The 15,852-nt window shown below is 57.9% G+C and carries 12 protein-coding genes; 1 reads left to right on the forward strand and 11 read right to left on the reverse strand.

The genetic code is table 11. The annotated features are described in order from the left end of the window. Window positions 1–141: 141 nt before the first annotated feature. The 3 genes from ACNAOV_RS06305 to ACNAOV_RS06315 all read right to left on the reverse strand — a co-directional run bounded on the left by ACNAOV_RS06305 (window position 142) and on the right by ACNAOV_RS06315 (window position 4,766). Window positions 142–1,503, reverse strand: coding sequence for an MFS transporter (locus tag ACNAOV_RS06305; protein WP_416518167.1), 1,362 nt, complete (start codon window positions 1,501–1,503; stop codon window positions 142–144). Window positions 1,504–1,595: 92 nt separating this feature from the next. Continuing rightward, on the reverse strand, window positions 1,596–2,540 hold the full coding sequence (locus ACNAOV_RS06310; protein ID WP_046323844.1) for a nucleoside hydrolase: 945 nt from the start codon (window positions 2,538–2,540) through the stop codon (window positions 1,596–1,598). Window positions 2,541–2,645: 105 nt separating this feature from the next. Continuing rightward, window positions 2,646–4,766, reverse strand: coding sequence for a DNA/RNA helicase domain-containing protein (locus tag ACNAOV_RS06315; protein WP_416517059.1), 2,121 nt, complete (start codon window positions 4,764–4,766; stop codon window positions 2,646–2,648). Window positions 4,767–4,866: 100 nt separating this feature from the next. Here ACNAOV_RS06315 and ACNAOV_RS06320 point away from each other — a divergent pair, with 100 nt between their 5' ends. After that, window positions 4,867–5,199 (forward strand): nucleotide pyrophosphohydrolase, encoded by a 333-nt coding sequence (locus ACNAOV_RS06320; RefSeq protein ID WP_416517060.1) that lies wholly within the window; start codon window positions 4,867–4,869, stop codon window positions 5,197–5,199. A 10-nt stretch (window positions 5,200–5,209) separates the two neighbouring features. Here ACNAOV_RS06320 and ACNAOV_RS06325 read toward each other — a convergent pair whose 3' ends face one another. The 8 genes from ACNAOV_RS06325 to ACNAOV_RS06360 all read right to left on the reverse strand — a co-directional run bounded on the left by ACNAOV_RS06325 (window position 5,210) and on the right by ACNAOV_RS06360 (window position 15,852). Beyond that, a complete protein-coding gene (locus ACNAOV_RS06325) occupies window positions 5,210–5,983 on the reverse strand; it encodes an HAD family hydrolase (protein WP_416517061.1) in 774 nt (257 codons plus the stop codon). An 805-nt stretch (window positions 5,984–6,788) separates the two neighbouring features. After that, window positions 6,789–8,879, reverse strand: coding sequence for a DNA primase (gene dnaG, locus ACNAOV_RS06330; RefSeq protein ID WP_416517062.1), 2,091 nt, complete (start codon window positions 8,877–8,879; stop codon window positions 6,789–6,791). 57 nt (window positions 8,880–8,936) lie between these two features. Beyond that, on the reverse strand, window positions 8,937–10,220 hold the full coding sequence (locus ACNAOV_RS06335) for a deoxyguanosinetriphosphate triphosphohydrolase (protein WP_416517063.1): 1,284 nt from the start codon (window positions 10,218–10,220) through the stop codon (window positions 8,937–8,939). An 18-nt stretch (window positions 10,221–10,238) separates the two neighbouring features. Continuing rightward, window positions 10,239–10,697: an Ohr family peroxiredoxin gene (locus tag ACNAOV_RS06340; protein ID WP_045935606.1), complete on the reverse strand. Its 459-nt coding sequence runs from the start codon at window positions 10,695–10,697 to the stop codon at window positions 10,239–10,241. A gap of 70 nt (window positions 10,698–10,767) precedes the next feature. Further along, the gene (gene alr, locus ACNAOV_RS06345; protein ID WP_416517064.1) at window positions 10,768–12,126 is read right to left on the reverse strand and encodes an alanine racemase; all 1,359 of its coding nucleotides are present in this window, start codon (window positions 12,124–12,126) and stop codon (window positions 10,768–10,770) included. Between the two features lie 42 nt (window positions 12,127–12,168). Next, a complete protein-coding gene (locus ACNAOV_RS06350) occupies window positions 12,169–12,771 on the reverse strand; it encodes an N-acetyltransferase (protein WP_416517065.1) in 603 nt (200 codons plus the stop codon). Between the two features lie 221 nt (window positions 12,772–12,992). Next, complete coding sequence (locus ACNAOV_RS06355; protein ID WP_416517066.1) at window positions 12,993–14,996, reverse strand: glycoside hydrolase family 127 protein; 2,004 nt, start codon at window positions 14,994–14,996, stop codon at window positions 12,993–12,995. Between the two features lie 37 nt (window positions 14,997–15,033). Next, entirely contained in the window at window positions 15,034–15,852 is an 819-nt protein-coding gene (locus tag ACNAOV_RS06360; RefSeq protein ID WP_198182744.1) for a carbohydrate ABC transporter permease, read from the reverse strand.

The raw sequence follows: 15,852 nt of genomic DNA on the forward strand, positions 1-15,852 counted from the left end.
CACTCGGCACTTACTGGCTGCTAGCCTGTCTGGCCCCGACTTTCGGCCCTTGTCGAATGTTCATAGAGTCGGATGCCAGTGAAGCATGGAAAGGGGTCCTGCGAATCAGTGCGTTCGCAGAACCCCTATCAAATGGCAATATTACTTGTCGTTCATTCGCTCCGGATCCGGAATCAGATAGGACAGAGCCAGGGCAATCAGCACCAGCACGCCGCCGCCGATCATGGCCGCCACATAGCCGGTACGGGCTCCACCGGAAGCCGCCAAGCCGCTCATGAATGCATAGAGGACCGCATAGCTCAGGCCTGAGCCAAGGTTGAAGGCTCCGGCGTTAAGTCCCGGCAGATAGCCGGTGTTGTCCGAAGGAGACAGGACCACGCCCAGCCCGTTGAGCATGATGTTGGCCGTACCCGCATAGGAGACGCCCAGGATCAGGGAGAGGAGCACCAGACTCCAGATGCTGGGAACCAGGCAGACGTAGATGCCAAAGACCAGTCCCAGCACGCTGACCAGCTGACCCACCCTCAGAACCTTGAGGTAGCCGAAGCGCGAGGCCAGCATCCCGGCAACCGGGCCAAAGACCAGGCCAACCAGGGCATATGGGGTCAGTGTGGCAAAGGAGACGATACTGGCCTTCAGACCGACACCGACCTCGCCATCCTGGGCCAGAGCCGGAACGATCCCGTTCATGATGGCGAAGACACCGACCATGGTGGTGAGAGTCGTCAGCAGCAGGCCCCAGGTACGCCGCTGCCTCAAATAGGTGGTGGTGACCATGGGCGCCGAAGTGGTGCTCTCGACTTTCCAGAAGATCATGAAGAAGACCGCAGCCACCAGGATCTCGACGACTACCAGAATCCAGCGCGCCTGGGCCAGCTTCTCGACCTCATTGATGGCCAGGTAGGCCGCCAGGAAGGCGATACAGAGGAAGACCACACCGGCCCAGTCCATGCGAGGACGATCGTCCGCATAGCTCTCACGGGCGAAGAGGGCCACCAGGAGTACGGCGATTACAGCAATGGCCACCATGAACCAGAAGACCGAGCGGAAGCCGAAAGTGCCGGCCAACCAGCCACCCAGGATGGCATCCACGCCGCCGATGCCACCGTTGACCGCCGTCAAAACGGCCATGAGCTTGGCGTAGCGGGCCTCATCAGTCACTTCGGCGTGCAGCATGATCAGGGTCATGGGAACGACCGGACCGGCCACCCCCTGAATGACGCGACCAATCATGAGCACCGTCACATTGGGAGCCAGAGCGGAAACCACGCATCCCAGGGCCGTCAGGCTCAGCATGCCCAGCAGCACCTTCTTGCGGCCGGCCAGATCGCCAAGCCGAGGCAGGAAGAGGGAGAAGACCGCACAGGAGGTGAAGAACACCGTCTGGGTCAGACCGATGCTGGAGCTGCTGGCATTGAGCTCGGTCCCCATGGTCGTCAGGGCCGGCGAGAGCATGGAGGCGTTGAGCTGGAAGGCGAAGACGGCGGCCATGAGGGCCGTCATCAAGGCGACTATAGAGGCGCCGGAGCCACCAGCGGTCGTGGCAACGTGCTTGTCATTCTTGGGTTCGGCTGTGTTCGAAGTCTTCATTGATCTCATCCAATCGCGGTGATGGCCTTGACCACCAGGTCCCAGAATCCCTGGAAGTCCAGCTTGACGGCCACCTGGGTGTGGCAGTCCTCAGCAGAAGGCTCGGGACCACGCAGATCGGCCACGGTCATCCCGCAGGTCAGGTCCCCGCGCAGTTCCACATCAACCGGGCAGCGACGGGTGCTCACAATAGAGGGGTCAATCAGATAGGCCACAGTGCAGGGATCATGCACGGGCGGGTCCACGAAGTCCTGGTTGTCCTGGTAGGACTTGCGGAAGAAGTCCATGAGCCCACTGACGAAGTGGGCCAAATCGGTGCCGATGCCCTCGATGCGCTGCTGAACCTCGGGAGTGCATAGGGCCTGGTGGGTCAGATCCAGCCCCACCATGGTGACCGGCCAAGGCTCATTGAAGACGATATGAGCAGCCTCGGGATCCACCTTGATATTGAATTCAGCAACAGCGCTCCAGTTACCCACATGGTAGCCGCCGCCCATGAGCACGACCTCGCGGACGCGATCGACAATGCGGGGTTCCTTGCGAACGGCCATGGCGATGTTGGTCAGGGGTCCAGTCGGAACCAGAGTCACTGTGCCTGGCTCCTCGCGCATGATGGTCTCGATGATCCAATCGACTGCATGGCCAGGATCCAGGGGCCGGGTAGGCTCAGGCAGCTCGACACCATCAAGACCAGTCTGGCCATGGATGGAAGCGGCCACCTCCTGAGGACGCACCAACGGCCTATCACATCCGGCATGGACCGGCACCTGACGCGCATGTGCCTTCTCCAGCACAGCCCTCGCATTGTAGGTAACCTTGTCCAGACTCTGGTTGCCGCCAACCGTAGTCACTCCGATCAGGTCGATCCGTGGATCGCCTACGGCCAGAAGGATAGCCACCGCATCGTCATGACCTGGATCGCAGTCCAGGATGATCTTGCGCGTCGTCATATACTCGCCTACGCCTTTCTCATGGGTATGTCCTGGGCCATGGATCATGGCCCAGGACATGATACCGCTGATTGACGTTCAATCGATGTAGGCGCGTTAGGCTGGTCAGTCCCGGACCTGGGCGAACCCACCCACTGCCCAGGCCAGTCGATCACGAAGCTCGGGATCCACCGCGAATAGCCCCAATCCGTGCACCCCTCGCTTGAGCAGCACATTGAACTCGTGCCGAAGATTATCCACAGGATTCATCTCCGGCTCCGACCGCTGATTGGTCGCCAATGTGTTAAAACTGAGCTTCGGTTCGAATTCGATCTTTCCGTTCCTGTAGGTGACCGAGGGTCCTATTATGACCCCCGCATAGTTGAGATCAAAACCTTGAATGGTGAAGATGGAGCCCACCTCATCAATAGTGAAAGGCAACTCGGCCCAGGCGATCCGGTGATTTGCAGCAGAGTTTCCCTGTGCCTCATATAGCTCGTAATTCCAGGGCATGGCAAATTCGCCTTCACCGTCCTGCCCCTTTTCGGCCCAAACCCACTGGCCTGAATCCTCTTGGCGTAGTACAACCTGCCAGTGGCGGGAGGGATCGCTTGGATCCGGGTGATTCTTGCTGCTATAAGGCCAGTCATAGGTGGCCAGGAGTCGGCAGAGGCCCAAAGAGCCCTCGTCCCTTTTCCCCCTGTCTTTTTGACGAATGAACTTCCTCAAGTCTGTAGGCGAGTCAAACACCTTGATCTCATAAGGATGTTCCGAAGGATCCGGATGCAAGAGGCCAATGACGCCATCCTTGGCTGTCATCCGATCCAGCCAGGCGCAGGTTGCGGGGTCTGCCTGAATGCGCATCTGGTGATCCAAACGAACATGACTGACCTGAAAGGTATCCTCGCGTTCATGCTGGCCGTCTCGTGACCTTTCGCGGATGAGCATGGGTCGCGAGAAGGTTTTGTCGGATTCAGAACCCGTCAATCCCAGAAGTCGACTTTCCTGGGCATCCACGAACTGGGATCCACGCAAGACCTGTTCAGGGTCGAAGACCACGATCGCCACTTTTGCCCGTCGCAGAATGTCGTAGAGCTGGTTGCTTCCGGAATAGCTCTGCGACCCTTGCGTCAGCAGCAGGTGCGCCTCGTCAATCAGCACCACATCTGCCTTGGCATCGACGCTATTCATGGGGTCCGCTGCCCTGCCTGTGGACCGACCATTTCGATTGGTGTGCTTGCTAAACCGGTTGATGAACTGAACCGCGCCAACCACGCACTGTCCGCGTTGCTTTTGCAATCCCAGCTTCAGAGCCATCTGGTTGTAGACGTTAGCCTGCTCGACCTGGTTGACAATGATGTAGGAACGCTGCCTGGCTTTTGCCGAACGGTTATCGTCCTTGCCGTTCAGGTTCCCATAGATGCCATATCTTGCACATATCTGATAGAAGAGATGACTGAGCAAAACGGTCTTGCCAGTCCCTGACATACCCTGAACAACAATAACCTGGGTATGAGCTTTATCGTTGATCCGAACCGGTCCTGTAGATTCCGTCAACGAGTGGAAACCCTCGTCACGATTTTGAACAATGACCGACTCCAGCACGTGCAGAACGGCCTCTTCAGCCCGCCGTTGTTCGTCGGTAAGTTTGCGGAAGGGCGAGGCTTTGAACAGGACGGAATCCAGAATCGCCTTCTCTTCCGGGAACAGATCGGGCTCCATTTCGTGCAGGGTCTGCCAGGCCTTGGAAAAGATGCTGTCGAATTCATCGCTGGTGTAGTACATGTCCTGAGCATTGGTTCTACGGTTCATAACCAGCTTGACCGCATCGACGCTCTGCATATACCCCATCAACCGGTTTTCCATATCCAGAGTCAAGGACTTATTGAAGTGGCGATCACCGATAATGTACTGGCAGACCCTGTCCTGATGATAGCGCATGAATCGCACCAAGCGTTCCCAATCCGTCCTGGTCCGTGGATCCAGCTCAATGTGCTGCCTGGTTCGAGAACGGATGTCGTTGGTTTCCCCGACGTAAACCACATAAGGGGGCCCACCACCATGCTTTTTGCTGCTGTCCCTTTCGTCGGCAGAGACAATGTATACAGTGGGATAGCGCAAGAAGAGCTCCTCAAGCAGCCTCTCCTCGAATTTGCTGTCCTGGTTGCCAACAGCTTCCGCCTGCTTATACTCGGCAATAGCCTTGGAAAAATCCTCATCCCTGAAATTTCCATAGGGCAAAGTCATCACCACAGGCTGCGGTGCGCTTGATGAATCCATGGTTTTCACTATGCCACGAACCCACACCAATCCGATGACAGGAGGGCCGGCTGATAGGCTCGCAATCATGATCAGCAAGGAAACAGAAACAGCGGTGATGGATTTTGTGCACGAGCGCGACTGGGATCAATTCCACACGCCCGCCAACCTGGCTAAATCAATCTGCATCGAAGCTGCCGAGCTCTTGGAATGCTATCAGTGGGGGGATGATCCCAGGGACGGAGATGAAGACCATGTGGCCGACGAGCTGGCGGATGTGCTCACCTATTGCATCCAGCTGGCGGATCGGCTGAATCTGGATATGGACCGAATCATCGTGGATAAACTGCAGAGGACGGCCGAAAGATATCCGGTGGCCACTTCACGCGGCTCCAGCCGAAAATACCGGCCCCTGCACTGACTACATCAATTCAACAAGTCTGTAGGTCCAGCGACCCCGATCGTCCCAGTCGCTTGGCGATCAGCGCGGACAGGTTATCCAAGGTGACTCCCCTATAGCTGTTTATGGAAGTGAACTGGGGGCCGGATGAGGTGTCGACCGGGTTGGTACCGGTATAGGCCACGGTGGTGGCTCCTGATGCCACAGCCGATGTGATGCCGGTCAAGGTATCCTCGAAGGCCAGGCAGGAGGCCATCGAATCAGGGCTGTTGATGCCCACCAGACTGGCCGCATGCAGATAGGGGGCAGGATCAGGCTTCTGCGCCAGCCCATCATCCCCGCAGACATAATCGGCAAAAGCCCCTTCGGGTGCCTTAGCGACCACACCCTGAGCCATACGTCGTGGCGAAGTAGTGACCAGAATCGAGGGGATGCCGGCCTTAACCAGGTCTGTCAGGATGGCACGAACCCCTTCAATCCAAGGCATGTGACACTCCTCCATAGCAATCACTCCATCGATTAACAGATCTGGAATTTGATTCTCAGGAAGGTCAAGACCCCGATCGCACATCATCCTCGCCACCTTGGTCAGGGGTTTGCCGGAAACCTGCCAACCCATGTCGGCATTCCAGTCTCCTCCATGCTCGCGCGCTAAATCGACCTCCGCCTGATGCCAGTAGGGCTCTGAGTCGATCAGGGTTCCGTCCATGTCCCAGAAAACCGCAAGCGGTCGGCGACCCACAGCAGGCCGGGCTTTGTCAGTCGACCCAACACGGCTTTCTTCCTTTTGATGCTCCGTATTCATGCATTCACCCTATCGGCAAGGCTCGTCTTGAGCATAGCGCTGCTGCGCATTACTTGGCATGAAGATCCGGCCATGGATCAGGTAGCAGCTCATCCAGACTCAGATCAAGCACTTGAGCAACTGCCATTATGTTGATCAAACTGGGATTGGCTGGGCTCCCGGGTCGCGACTGACCATGCTCCAACTGTTGATATGCGAATCGGGAAAGGTTGGCATTATAGGCGACGAACTCTTGGCTGTAATGTAAAGCCGTCCTTCGGCGTTGTATGTTCAAGCCTAATACCACGGCGTATTCCGCCCACCCGCTCGGTACCTGAGAATGTGCCATACAGCCAAAGTAGGGACAAAGAGTGAGTTATCATGCTTTACTAGTAATACTATATCTGTAAGGCATTACGGGTTTATAAACAAGGGAGAATTCTCAAACTCTGCCTTGCATCAACAATGGATTTGTCGCTGTTCAAGCTACTGCATTGCTTGTAGTAGCACCTGGATATGGATATTTCTTCGTCATCGGAGCCAACAGTCTTTTTGGTATCGACACGCAGACACCCGACTGGATGCTGACACCCTTGGTCCAACTGGCCGTCCTACATCTGAAGGCTCAGGCGATTTACCGTCACACCAGGAATTCCTTTCTGGGTGGCATCATGACTGCGATTATGGTCACCGTGATGACCTGAATCAACTCCCAGCTCTACTTCTCCGCCTTACAGGAAACTAAAAAACCCAAGTCCTTCCCGCCCCTGTTCGGAAGCAAAGATGTCAACAAGGACAGGGAGGACCAACCTATCTGATCACCAGTTCACTCGGCGTTGCCGAAGACCTGGTTGCGCAATTCGTTGCGCTGGGTCTCGTATTGGGTGAGCTGGCCAAGAAGATTGAACTTCTCCTGTCCGTCTGGCAACTGGTTCATCCGGTGCTTGGCTGAGGCAATCAGCCGCATGTAAGTGGCATCCAGCAACCTTGCCAGCAGCTCGGAGGCGTACTGACGCTCCTCCGGGCTAGGCTGCTTCAGCTGAACATCCACGTCATCAGAGCCTGCGCCCTGATCGCCCCCCTCATTGCCTTTCTTGGAGCCCGGCCCTGAACCCCTCTGCTTATCCTCCTGCTTATCCAAATTCAGCGGCAGGGGCATGACGGCCAGCTCATTGATGGCCGACTCCAGCATGGGCCCGCCCGCCTTGGTCAGATTATGCATCCACAGTCCCTGAGGCATCTTTCTGTCAGGCAGCCCTCCGGCGGCCTGCACAGCCCGATAGAGCGAGCGGAAAATCGGAACCTCAAAACTGTCCGGACTCAGCTGGGCGAAAGCATCCGCTCCAACCGCTCTAGGTATCTGGATAAGCACGCCCATGAACTGCTGCTCACAAATGAAGACAGAATCATCGATGTGATGGTAGCCCTGCCGAAGGGCATCCTCACGTTGTATTCTGCGGCGTTGCATGGCATCGTCACTGCCATGGCCCGCGCGACCCTCCGATTCACCCGCACCGCGGTGAGGAGTGCGAACCGCATAGGCATCCTGATCCTTCACATGCAGCTTGCGGCGGGCCCTGTTGACCTCCTGGCGCAGCAGATCCAGATCCACGCCGATTTTTCTGGCGGTCTTGCGGGTATAGGCCCCCACCAGGGAGCGATCCCTGATCTGGGCCAGAATGGGTGCTACGGCCTTGACCGCCCCCATTTGCCCGGTGGTGTACTGGGTGTCGAACATGGCCACGGCGGTGTCGATGACGAAATCATACAACGGCCGGGCATGCTCGACCAGAGAACGCACGGCCTCATCGCCGTAACGAATACGCAGGTCGCAGGGATCCAGATTCTCCCGAGCCACCGCCACGAAGGTCTGCGTCAGAAAGCTCCCGTCAAGGCCAAAAGCATGCAGGGCGGCCTTCTGACCGGCAGCATCACCGTCGAAGGTGAAGACCACCCGGGAGCCTTGGACCGGCCCCACCAGCTGGATGGCACCAAGGGCATCGTCGGAGATGAGCCGGCGGACGATCTTGGCATGGTCCTCGCCGAAGGCAGTGCCACAGGTGGCTACAGCCGTGTCGACACCGGCAAGGTGGCAGGCCATGACGTCGGTATAGCCCTCCACGATGACCACCTGCCGCTTTTTGACGATGGCATCCTTGGCCAGGTCGATGCCGTAGAGCACCTGATTCTTGCGGTAGAGCTGGGTGTCAGGCGTGTTGATGTACTTGGCGTTGATGCCGTCGTCCTCGTAGAGCTTGCGAGCGCCGAAGCCCAGGGTGCGGCCCGTGGAATCCCTGATAGGCCAGGTGACCCTGCCCCTGAAGTAATCGTAGACTCCCCGCTGCCCCTGCCTGGCCAGTCCGGCATCCAGCATCTCCTGCTGAGTGAAACCCTTGGTGGACAGGTGGCGAACCAGGTTGTCCCATCCGCGCGGGGCATATCCGCAGCCAAAATGCGCGCTGTCAGCCTGGGAGAAGGTCCTGCCCGCCAAGAGCTTGCGCGCCGCCAACGCCTCCTTGCTCATGATCTGCGAGACGAAGAACCGCTGGGCCTCCTCGTTGGCCTCCAGCAAGCGGGAACGCTTGGACCCACGACGCTTGTCCTGACGGGAGTTTTCGTAATGCAGTTCGATCTGGTACTTGTCTGCCAGAATCTCGACGGCATCGCCGAATTCGACGTTCTCCTCCTGCTCCACGTAGGTGAAGACATCGCCGCCAAGACCGCAACCGAAGCAGTGCCAGACCCCCATGGATGGACGCACCGAAAAAGAAGGAGACTTTTCGTCATGGAAGGGGCACAGACCCATGTAAGTACCGGAACCGGAAGGCTTCAGGGTCACGCTTTCAGATACGATCTCATACAAATCGGCCTTGGCTCTGACCTTCTCGATGTCTTCCTTCTTGATCATTCCGGACATGACACCCAGCCTACCGGCCCAGGAGGATGTGTTGCGCCCGGCATAAATGCCGCAGACCTATGGGCAGACCAAGGAATGTAGGGCCAGCGCCGAACCGTCCGTCAGTGAGGCCACCTGGTCGATGGCCACCCGCAGGCGCTCCCCATCCGAACCCGCCTGACGCCAATCCTCCAGGAAGACATCCTCCAGAGCATCCGAGGGTGCTGGCGAGTCGGCCATCATCACCTCAACCAGGTCGGTCACTATTTTCAGTTGCTCTGCGTGGAAGGGTTCCTTCTCGCGTGGAGCCATGACGAAGTAGACGGCAATCCCCTTCAAAGCCACAATCTCATAGGAGGTCCGGGGAGGAATGACCAGCCCTGCCGAGTACCTGGTCAGCGGACCTTGGCCATGGCGGCTTCGGGTGGCTGCCTCCACGGAGTCGGCGAAGCGGCCTATCAGATAGCTGGTGGTGTTCTTCAACGTAGCCAGCGCCCGGCGTGAACCGTCGAAGCCCGTCGGCAGCATGCCACGGACGGTCTCCAAGGCTCGGACCAGCTGGTCGGCATCCCAGCGGTCGCCATACCAGGATCGGGCAGCCTGGACCACGCCATCGACGATTCGAGGCTCAGCCAGTCGTTCAGGCACGAATGAGCCGACCACGATGGCATCCTCCACGTCGTGGACACTGTAGGCGATGTCATCAGCCAGGTCCATGACCTGGCACTCCATAGGCGTGCTGGCCTGCGGCGCCCCCTGCTTAAGCCAGCGGAAGACCTCTTGATCATCTGGATAGACGCAGAACTTGGTGGTCCTCTCCCCCTTGGGATGAGCCGAGGCCTCGGCCAGGGTCCAGGGATATTTGACCGCAGCGTCCAAGGCTGCCCTGGTCAGGTTGACCCCTGCTGAACGTCCGTCCGGGTGGAAGACCTTGGGCTCCAACCTGGTCAGAAGTCGAAGGGTCTGCGCGTTGCCCTCGAACCCTCCTATGTCGGAGGCCAGCGAGGACAGGGCACGCTCGCCGTTGTGGCCGAAGGGCGGATGGCCCAAGTCATGGGCCAGACAGGCACAGTCCACCACGTCCGGATCGCAGCCCAGCATGGTGCCAATCTGCCGTCCGATCTGGGCCACTTCCAGGGTATGGGTCAGTCGTGTGCGGGCAAAGTCGTCAGTGCCAGCGACAAGAATCTGCGTCTTGGCTCCCAACCGACGCAGCGCCGAAGAATGGACCAGGCGCGCCCGATCACGTTCGAAGGCAGTCCTGCTACTGGTCTTCGGGGGCTCCGGCGCCCACCGTTCCTGATCATGGGCGGAGTAGCCCTCAGCCAGCAGGCGGGATCCGCCCTCCTCGTCAGTGCCCATCAGGCGCGCCCGCTCCGTTCAGTCCAGATTGTCCACGACCACTACTTCGGTGGGCACATTGCCTGCCGTGGCCTTGGAATAGGGGCAGAGTTCCTGAGTGCGTTCCACCAGACGGGTGGCCAGATCACGGTCGACCCCCGGCAGGCAGACTTCAATCAGAGCCTTGATACCAAAGGACTCGCCCTGGTCACCAAGGGATATATGAGTGCGCACCCTGCTCTGAGCCAGCTTGGTGGCCGGCACGCGCAACTCCTTGCCAGCCAGTCCCATGGCTCCCTGGAAGCAGGCACCCCAGCCGATAGCGAAAAGTTGTTCGGGATTGGTGCCCTGGCCCTTGCCCCCCATGGCCTTGGGTGTGTCCAGGTCCAGGGAGAGATCGGGCTCATGGCTGTCCGCATGGCCTTCGCGGCCTCCGGTGATGTCAGCTACGGCTGTGTATGATATATTGCTTGGTTCATTTCCTGTATATGTAGTCATAACCTCATCTCACCACTTATATTGCCCCTTGACAAGGCCCCGAGCCCAGGTTCTACCTGTGATAGTGGTCTCAAAGGATGGATTCAGGGGCGATCAGGTGCAGGTCGGAGGGGTCGACCACCTCATGCACACCCATGTAGAGCCGTGGAATCCTGCTACGCAGGCAGGTGAAGATCTCATAACTTATGGTATCGGCGGCCCGGGCCCAGTCATCGGCGGTTGGCTCAGCCTGATCCTCCCCCTTGCCCGGCCCGAAGAGAACCACGGTATCGCCCTCGCTCACTCCCAAGTCGGAAGCCATGCCCTCTAGATCAAGTACGCACTGGTCCATGCAGACCCTTCCAGCGACGCGAACCAACTTGGGCCCTTGGCGAGTCATCAGACGGACGGGACCTCCCAGGTGCTTCCGGCCCATAGCGCCCTCGCGGTCGAAGCCTGAGGCTGATCGATGGATACCATCGGCGTAACCCAGGGGCATGATGGCCGTGCTTGTCGGTTTCTCCGTCAGATAGGTACGCCCGTAAGAGATGCCATGACCGGTCGGCATATCCTTGACGGTGCCCAACTGGGCCTGAAGGGTCATTGCCGGATGCAGACCATAATCGGCCGAAACCCCCATGGAGGGATCGGGCTCGTAACCGTACAGGCCGATGCCAGGACGTGTCAGGTCATAACGTATCCCTGGACGGGTGAGCGTAGCGGCGGTGTTGGCCAGATGCCGGATTGCGGGCTTCATGCCGGCGGCCGTCATCCTGTCAGAAAACTCCTCGAACAGGGCGATTTGCTCGTCAGTGGACGACACGAACTCGTCAACTTCAGGCATGTCGGCCACTGCCAGGTGGCTGAAGAGCCCCACAGGTTCCAACAGACCCTGGGCGGCCAGGCGGGAGAGTTCACGCAGGGCATCCTCGAAGGTTTCAGGAGTGAAGCCGTTGCGTCCAAAGCCGGTGTCCACCTTGATATGGACACGGGCAGGTCTGCCGACCTGATCTGCCGCCTGCGCCGCCATGTCCATGGTCTTCAGGGAACCGATGCCCAGGTCAATGTCAGACTGAATCAGCTGGTCGAAGGGCGCGCAGTCCCCATTGAACATCCAGGACAAAATCCGGCAACGGTCGGGGCCGATGCCTGCTCGACGCAGACGAAGGGCCTCGCTGGACTGGGCCGTACCCAGCCAGGTGGCCCCGCCGGACAAGGCCGCCAGAGCGGCGGGGATGAGCCCGTGGCCGTAGGCATCGGCCTTTACCACACCCATGACTGCAGCGGCAGGGTTCGTGGAATGAACCATATTCACCAGGGTGGCCATATTGGCCTTCAAGGTCCGCAAGTCCACGATGATCTGTCCAGGATAGGCCCGAAGAGCTTGCTCGTAATGCTGCTGGCCCTCGGGCCCGGAGAACCGCCATGCTGGCGCTGCACTCAATGTCATGGCTCCATTGTGCGACAGCGCTGCGACGGTCGGCACCCGCCCTCAGACGGCAACCAAATGCTTGGCCGCCCTCTCGCGCTCAGCCAGGTCAAGTGGACGATCGTGCCGCTGGTAGGCCACCCTCACGTTCTCGATCTCCTTGTTCTCAGGCATGATGATGTTGCCGCAGCGGGTGAACCCATGAGTCTCCAGGATGTGCTGCATGGCGTAGTTCTTCAGTCCTGTATCGGCGCGGATGTTCTCGTACCGGCGCATGCTCCAGTCAAGCAGGTCCCCGGCCGCGTGACGCCCCAGCCCCGAGGCGGCCACCCGATGGATGGTGGTATAGGGCCGATCGTCCAGCCAGCTGCCATCAATGACCTTATAATCTGGTTCCGGGTCATGGAAGAGGGCGAAAACACCGATGATGCGCTCGTGGCTGCCCTTATGCTCGTCCAACTCAGGTTCAGGGTAGACGGGATCCTCAGGGATTTGATCCATACCAGCTGCATCGTCAACCAAGAGCATGGTGTGGCCCCCGGCAATGTCCTCGCGGATGCGCTCAGGGAGGGGATACTTGTCCCCCCACTGACGGGGGTTGCCGGTCTCGGCCATCCGCTTTCTGGCGTAGGCGTAGACAGGCATGATCGTTTCAAAGTCGTCCATTGTGGCATGACGGATCCAACGTGCAGTTTCCATCGCGTACCTGCTCACTGTGGCTACCTCTTTCTCGACCGGTGCGGCAGGGGCGAAACCCGCCCCTGCGATTGCCGAAGTACGAGTGTATCCATCAGCAGGCAGTCACGAAGTGAGTACGCATTGAGCGAATCAGGGAATAGTTTGGGCTATCGTGTGCCCCACATCAAAAGTCAGAACCTTTTTCTTTATCAGCTTCGCAGCCAGACTTTCATGCTTCCCGTCTCCCGATTGGCCCAAGCATAGTAAGGAACCAACTTCATGTTTACGGACCGCTCGTGCTTATTCGAAAGGGGCATGTAGAGAGGATCATCAGGGCCATCCTCGGAATCAAGCTTGGCTGGTACGGTCAGCACATCAACGCCGCCAAGCAGATCCTGGTGGAATTCAGATGTCACTTTCTGAGGATTGACAAGGACCCGGTACTGCCACAGCTCCCCCGGGTTATCAGTCGACTCGGCACAATAGACCAGGGGGCCTCGCATAAGCGCAACAGATCCGGCATCCGACGCAACCCGCGAGTTGGCTCTCATGAGCCTAACGGCCATATCCATTTCCAGATGAACATGGCTCTTTTGGCCCGGAGCCAGATCCACATAAAGGAATCCGCGGTCAAGCTTCGTCGATTCTTCGAATCCGTCAAGGGTCAATTTGTACGAATCCGCCGTCCAACTGGGCACTCTGATGCCGAAACGAACTGGTCCGGAAGCATCCGTGGACATCTCCAAGTCGTAGTCAACAAGACCACTCCATGGGAAATTCGTGGACTCCACAACTTCAAGGCCATTGTCAAAGCTGGCCTGATTGGCGATGAACTGATGGCTGAGCACCGTGGAGTCATCGGGCCTTGCATAAATATATCTATCCACAGAGGCAATCAGTCTGGCGATGTTGGCGGGACAGCAGGCGCAGCCAAACCAGTCCACTCTGTGTGCCAGAACGTGATGACGATCCGGATTGTCCACCCCCTCGGGATCAACCTGGAGGGGATTGACATAGAAGTACTGACGTCCATCCAGACTGATGCCTGCCAAGGCACCGTTGAAAAGCTCGCGCTCCAGTATGTCGCCATATTCACCATCTGCATCCAGCGCAAGCATTCTCTCGGCCAGCATGGTAGCTCCGACCGATGCACATGTTTCACCGTACATAGTGTCATTGGGAAGGTCATAATCGTAGGTAAGGGACTCGCCGACATGGGTGGACCCGATATTCCCGGTGATGTACATACGCTTGTCGACCAAGTTGCGCCATAGTCGGCGTACCGTTCGTTCCAAGTCTGGATCTTGGGTAATGGCGGCCAGGTGAGCCATACCCGTGCATAAATACATCAACCTCACTGCATGGCCATTGGCTGTTTGTTGCTGGCGAACCGGGCGGTCAGCCTGAAAGTACTCCAGAGGATAATCAGCCATATCGGGCGTAATTTGCTCACCTGGCGCGCTCTCTTGTTGCTTTGCGTAGAAACCTGGATCCTGCCCACGAACATCGATGAGGTAGGCAGCCAATTGCTTATACCGCTCTTCACCAGTGGCCTCAAAGAGCTTGCAGAGGGCAAGCTCGATTTCAGGATGACCATCGGCTCCGTGGATTTTCCCCTCTTCAGGTCCTATATGCGCATCAATGCAATCAGCCATCCGACGAGCTATATCCAGGGCCTGCCTGTTGCCGGTGACTTGGTAATAGGCCAGTCCCGCTTCTATGTAGTGACCCATGCTGTAGGTTTCATGGGATTGCTGCAGTTGCGTGAAAGGCCTGCGATCCGCCCAAGAACCCGTCCCAATCTGAAAAGCGGTGACCAGGTACCCGTCTGGAGCCTGAGCCCGGGAAATAATGTCCACAGTGCTGTCACAGACCTCTTGCAGATGAGGATCCGGATGGTACTTCAGCACATAGGCGGCCTCCTCCAGCCACTTGTAAACATCGGAATCCTGGAAGACCATGCCCTTGAATTCTCCATCCTGCTCACCAGCGGCAATGCGCAGATTGCTGACGGCATGACTGAGCGGGTCGGAACCCTGATTGCCGGCTGGATCATCAGGCACATTTACATCGACTTGATCATTGAGAACCTGCCACTGATAGGGCAAAACCACACGTGCGATCTGCTCCCGCCGTTGTTTCCAAAAAGTTGATGTAATCCTGACTCGGGGTTCACTAGGCAGTGGCTTCCCTCGCAACTGTGATTCTCTCATTCTTTCTCCTTCTGTCGACGATCATCGACGCGGACCGTCAGCCCTTGACTGCGCCTGCCATGAATCCCTTGACGTAATACTTCTGAAGCGCCAGGAAGAGGATTGCTGCAGGCAAGAGCAGCACAACCACACCAGCCTCTGTAGCCCCATAGTCAATGACGCCCATGGTCTGCTGACGCATGTTGACCAAGGCCAACGGTAGGGGGGCGTGCGAGGACCCGACAAGATAGAGGGGAATCATGAAATTATTCCATGCTTCAAGGAAGGCCAGCAGTCCCACGGTCACCATGGAAGGTTTGACCACAGGCATCAGGATCTTGACCAGGGCCTGCAGGCTGTTGCATCCGTCCACCATGGCGGCCTCCTCCATATCCTTGGGAATGGCATCAAAAGCTATCCGCATAATGAAGGTGCTCATGGGCAGCTGGAAAAGAGTCAGGACAAGACCGACGCCAACCAGGGAATCGTTCAGACCGATGTCCTTGTACCAAACCATGAGCGGTATCAGCAGGGATGCATACGGGACCATGAGAATGGACAGCGTTACCATGAATCCCAGATCATGACCTGGATACTCGAATCTGGAGAAGGAGTACCCAGCCATAGTGCAGACGATTACGGAAAGAACCACCGTAACCAGGGTGATTACCACCGAATTGGCCAAGTAGGTAGGTAACCCGTCCTGGTAATGCAACAAGGTCAGATAATTGCCCGGCCCCCAGCCGTCCGTCTGGGCAGATCCTGTCTGCGGACTGAAGGAGCAGATGACCACCCATATCAGGGGAGCAATGAAGACCAGAGCCAGCAGGGCCTGAAGAATCCTGCTTATACAGCGTTTCCACAAGGGCGTAGTCAT

Origin of the sequence: Bifidobacterium asteroides (assembly GCF_048001765.1) — a bacterium.
Classification (GTDB): domain Bacteria; phylum Actinomycetota; class Actinomycetes; order Actinomycetales; family Bifidobacteriaceae; genus Bombiscardovia; species Bombiscardovia asteroides_K.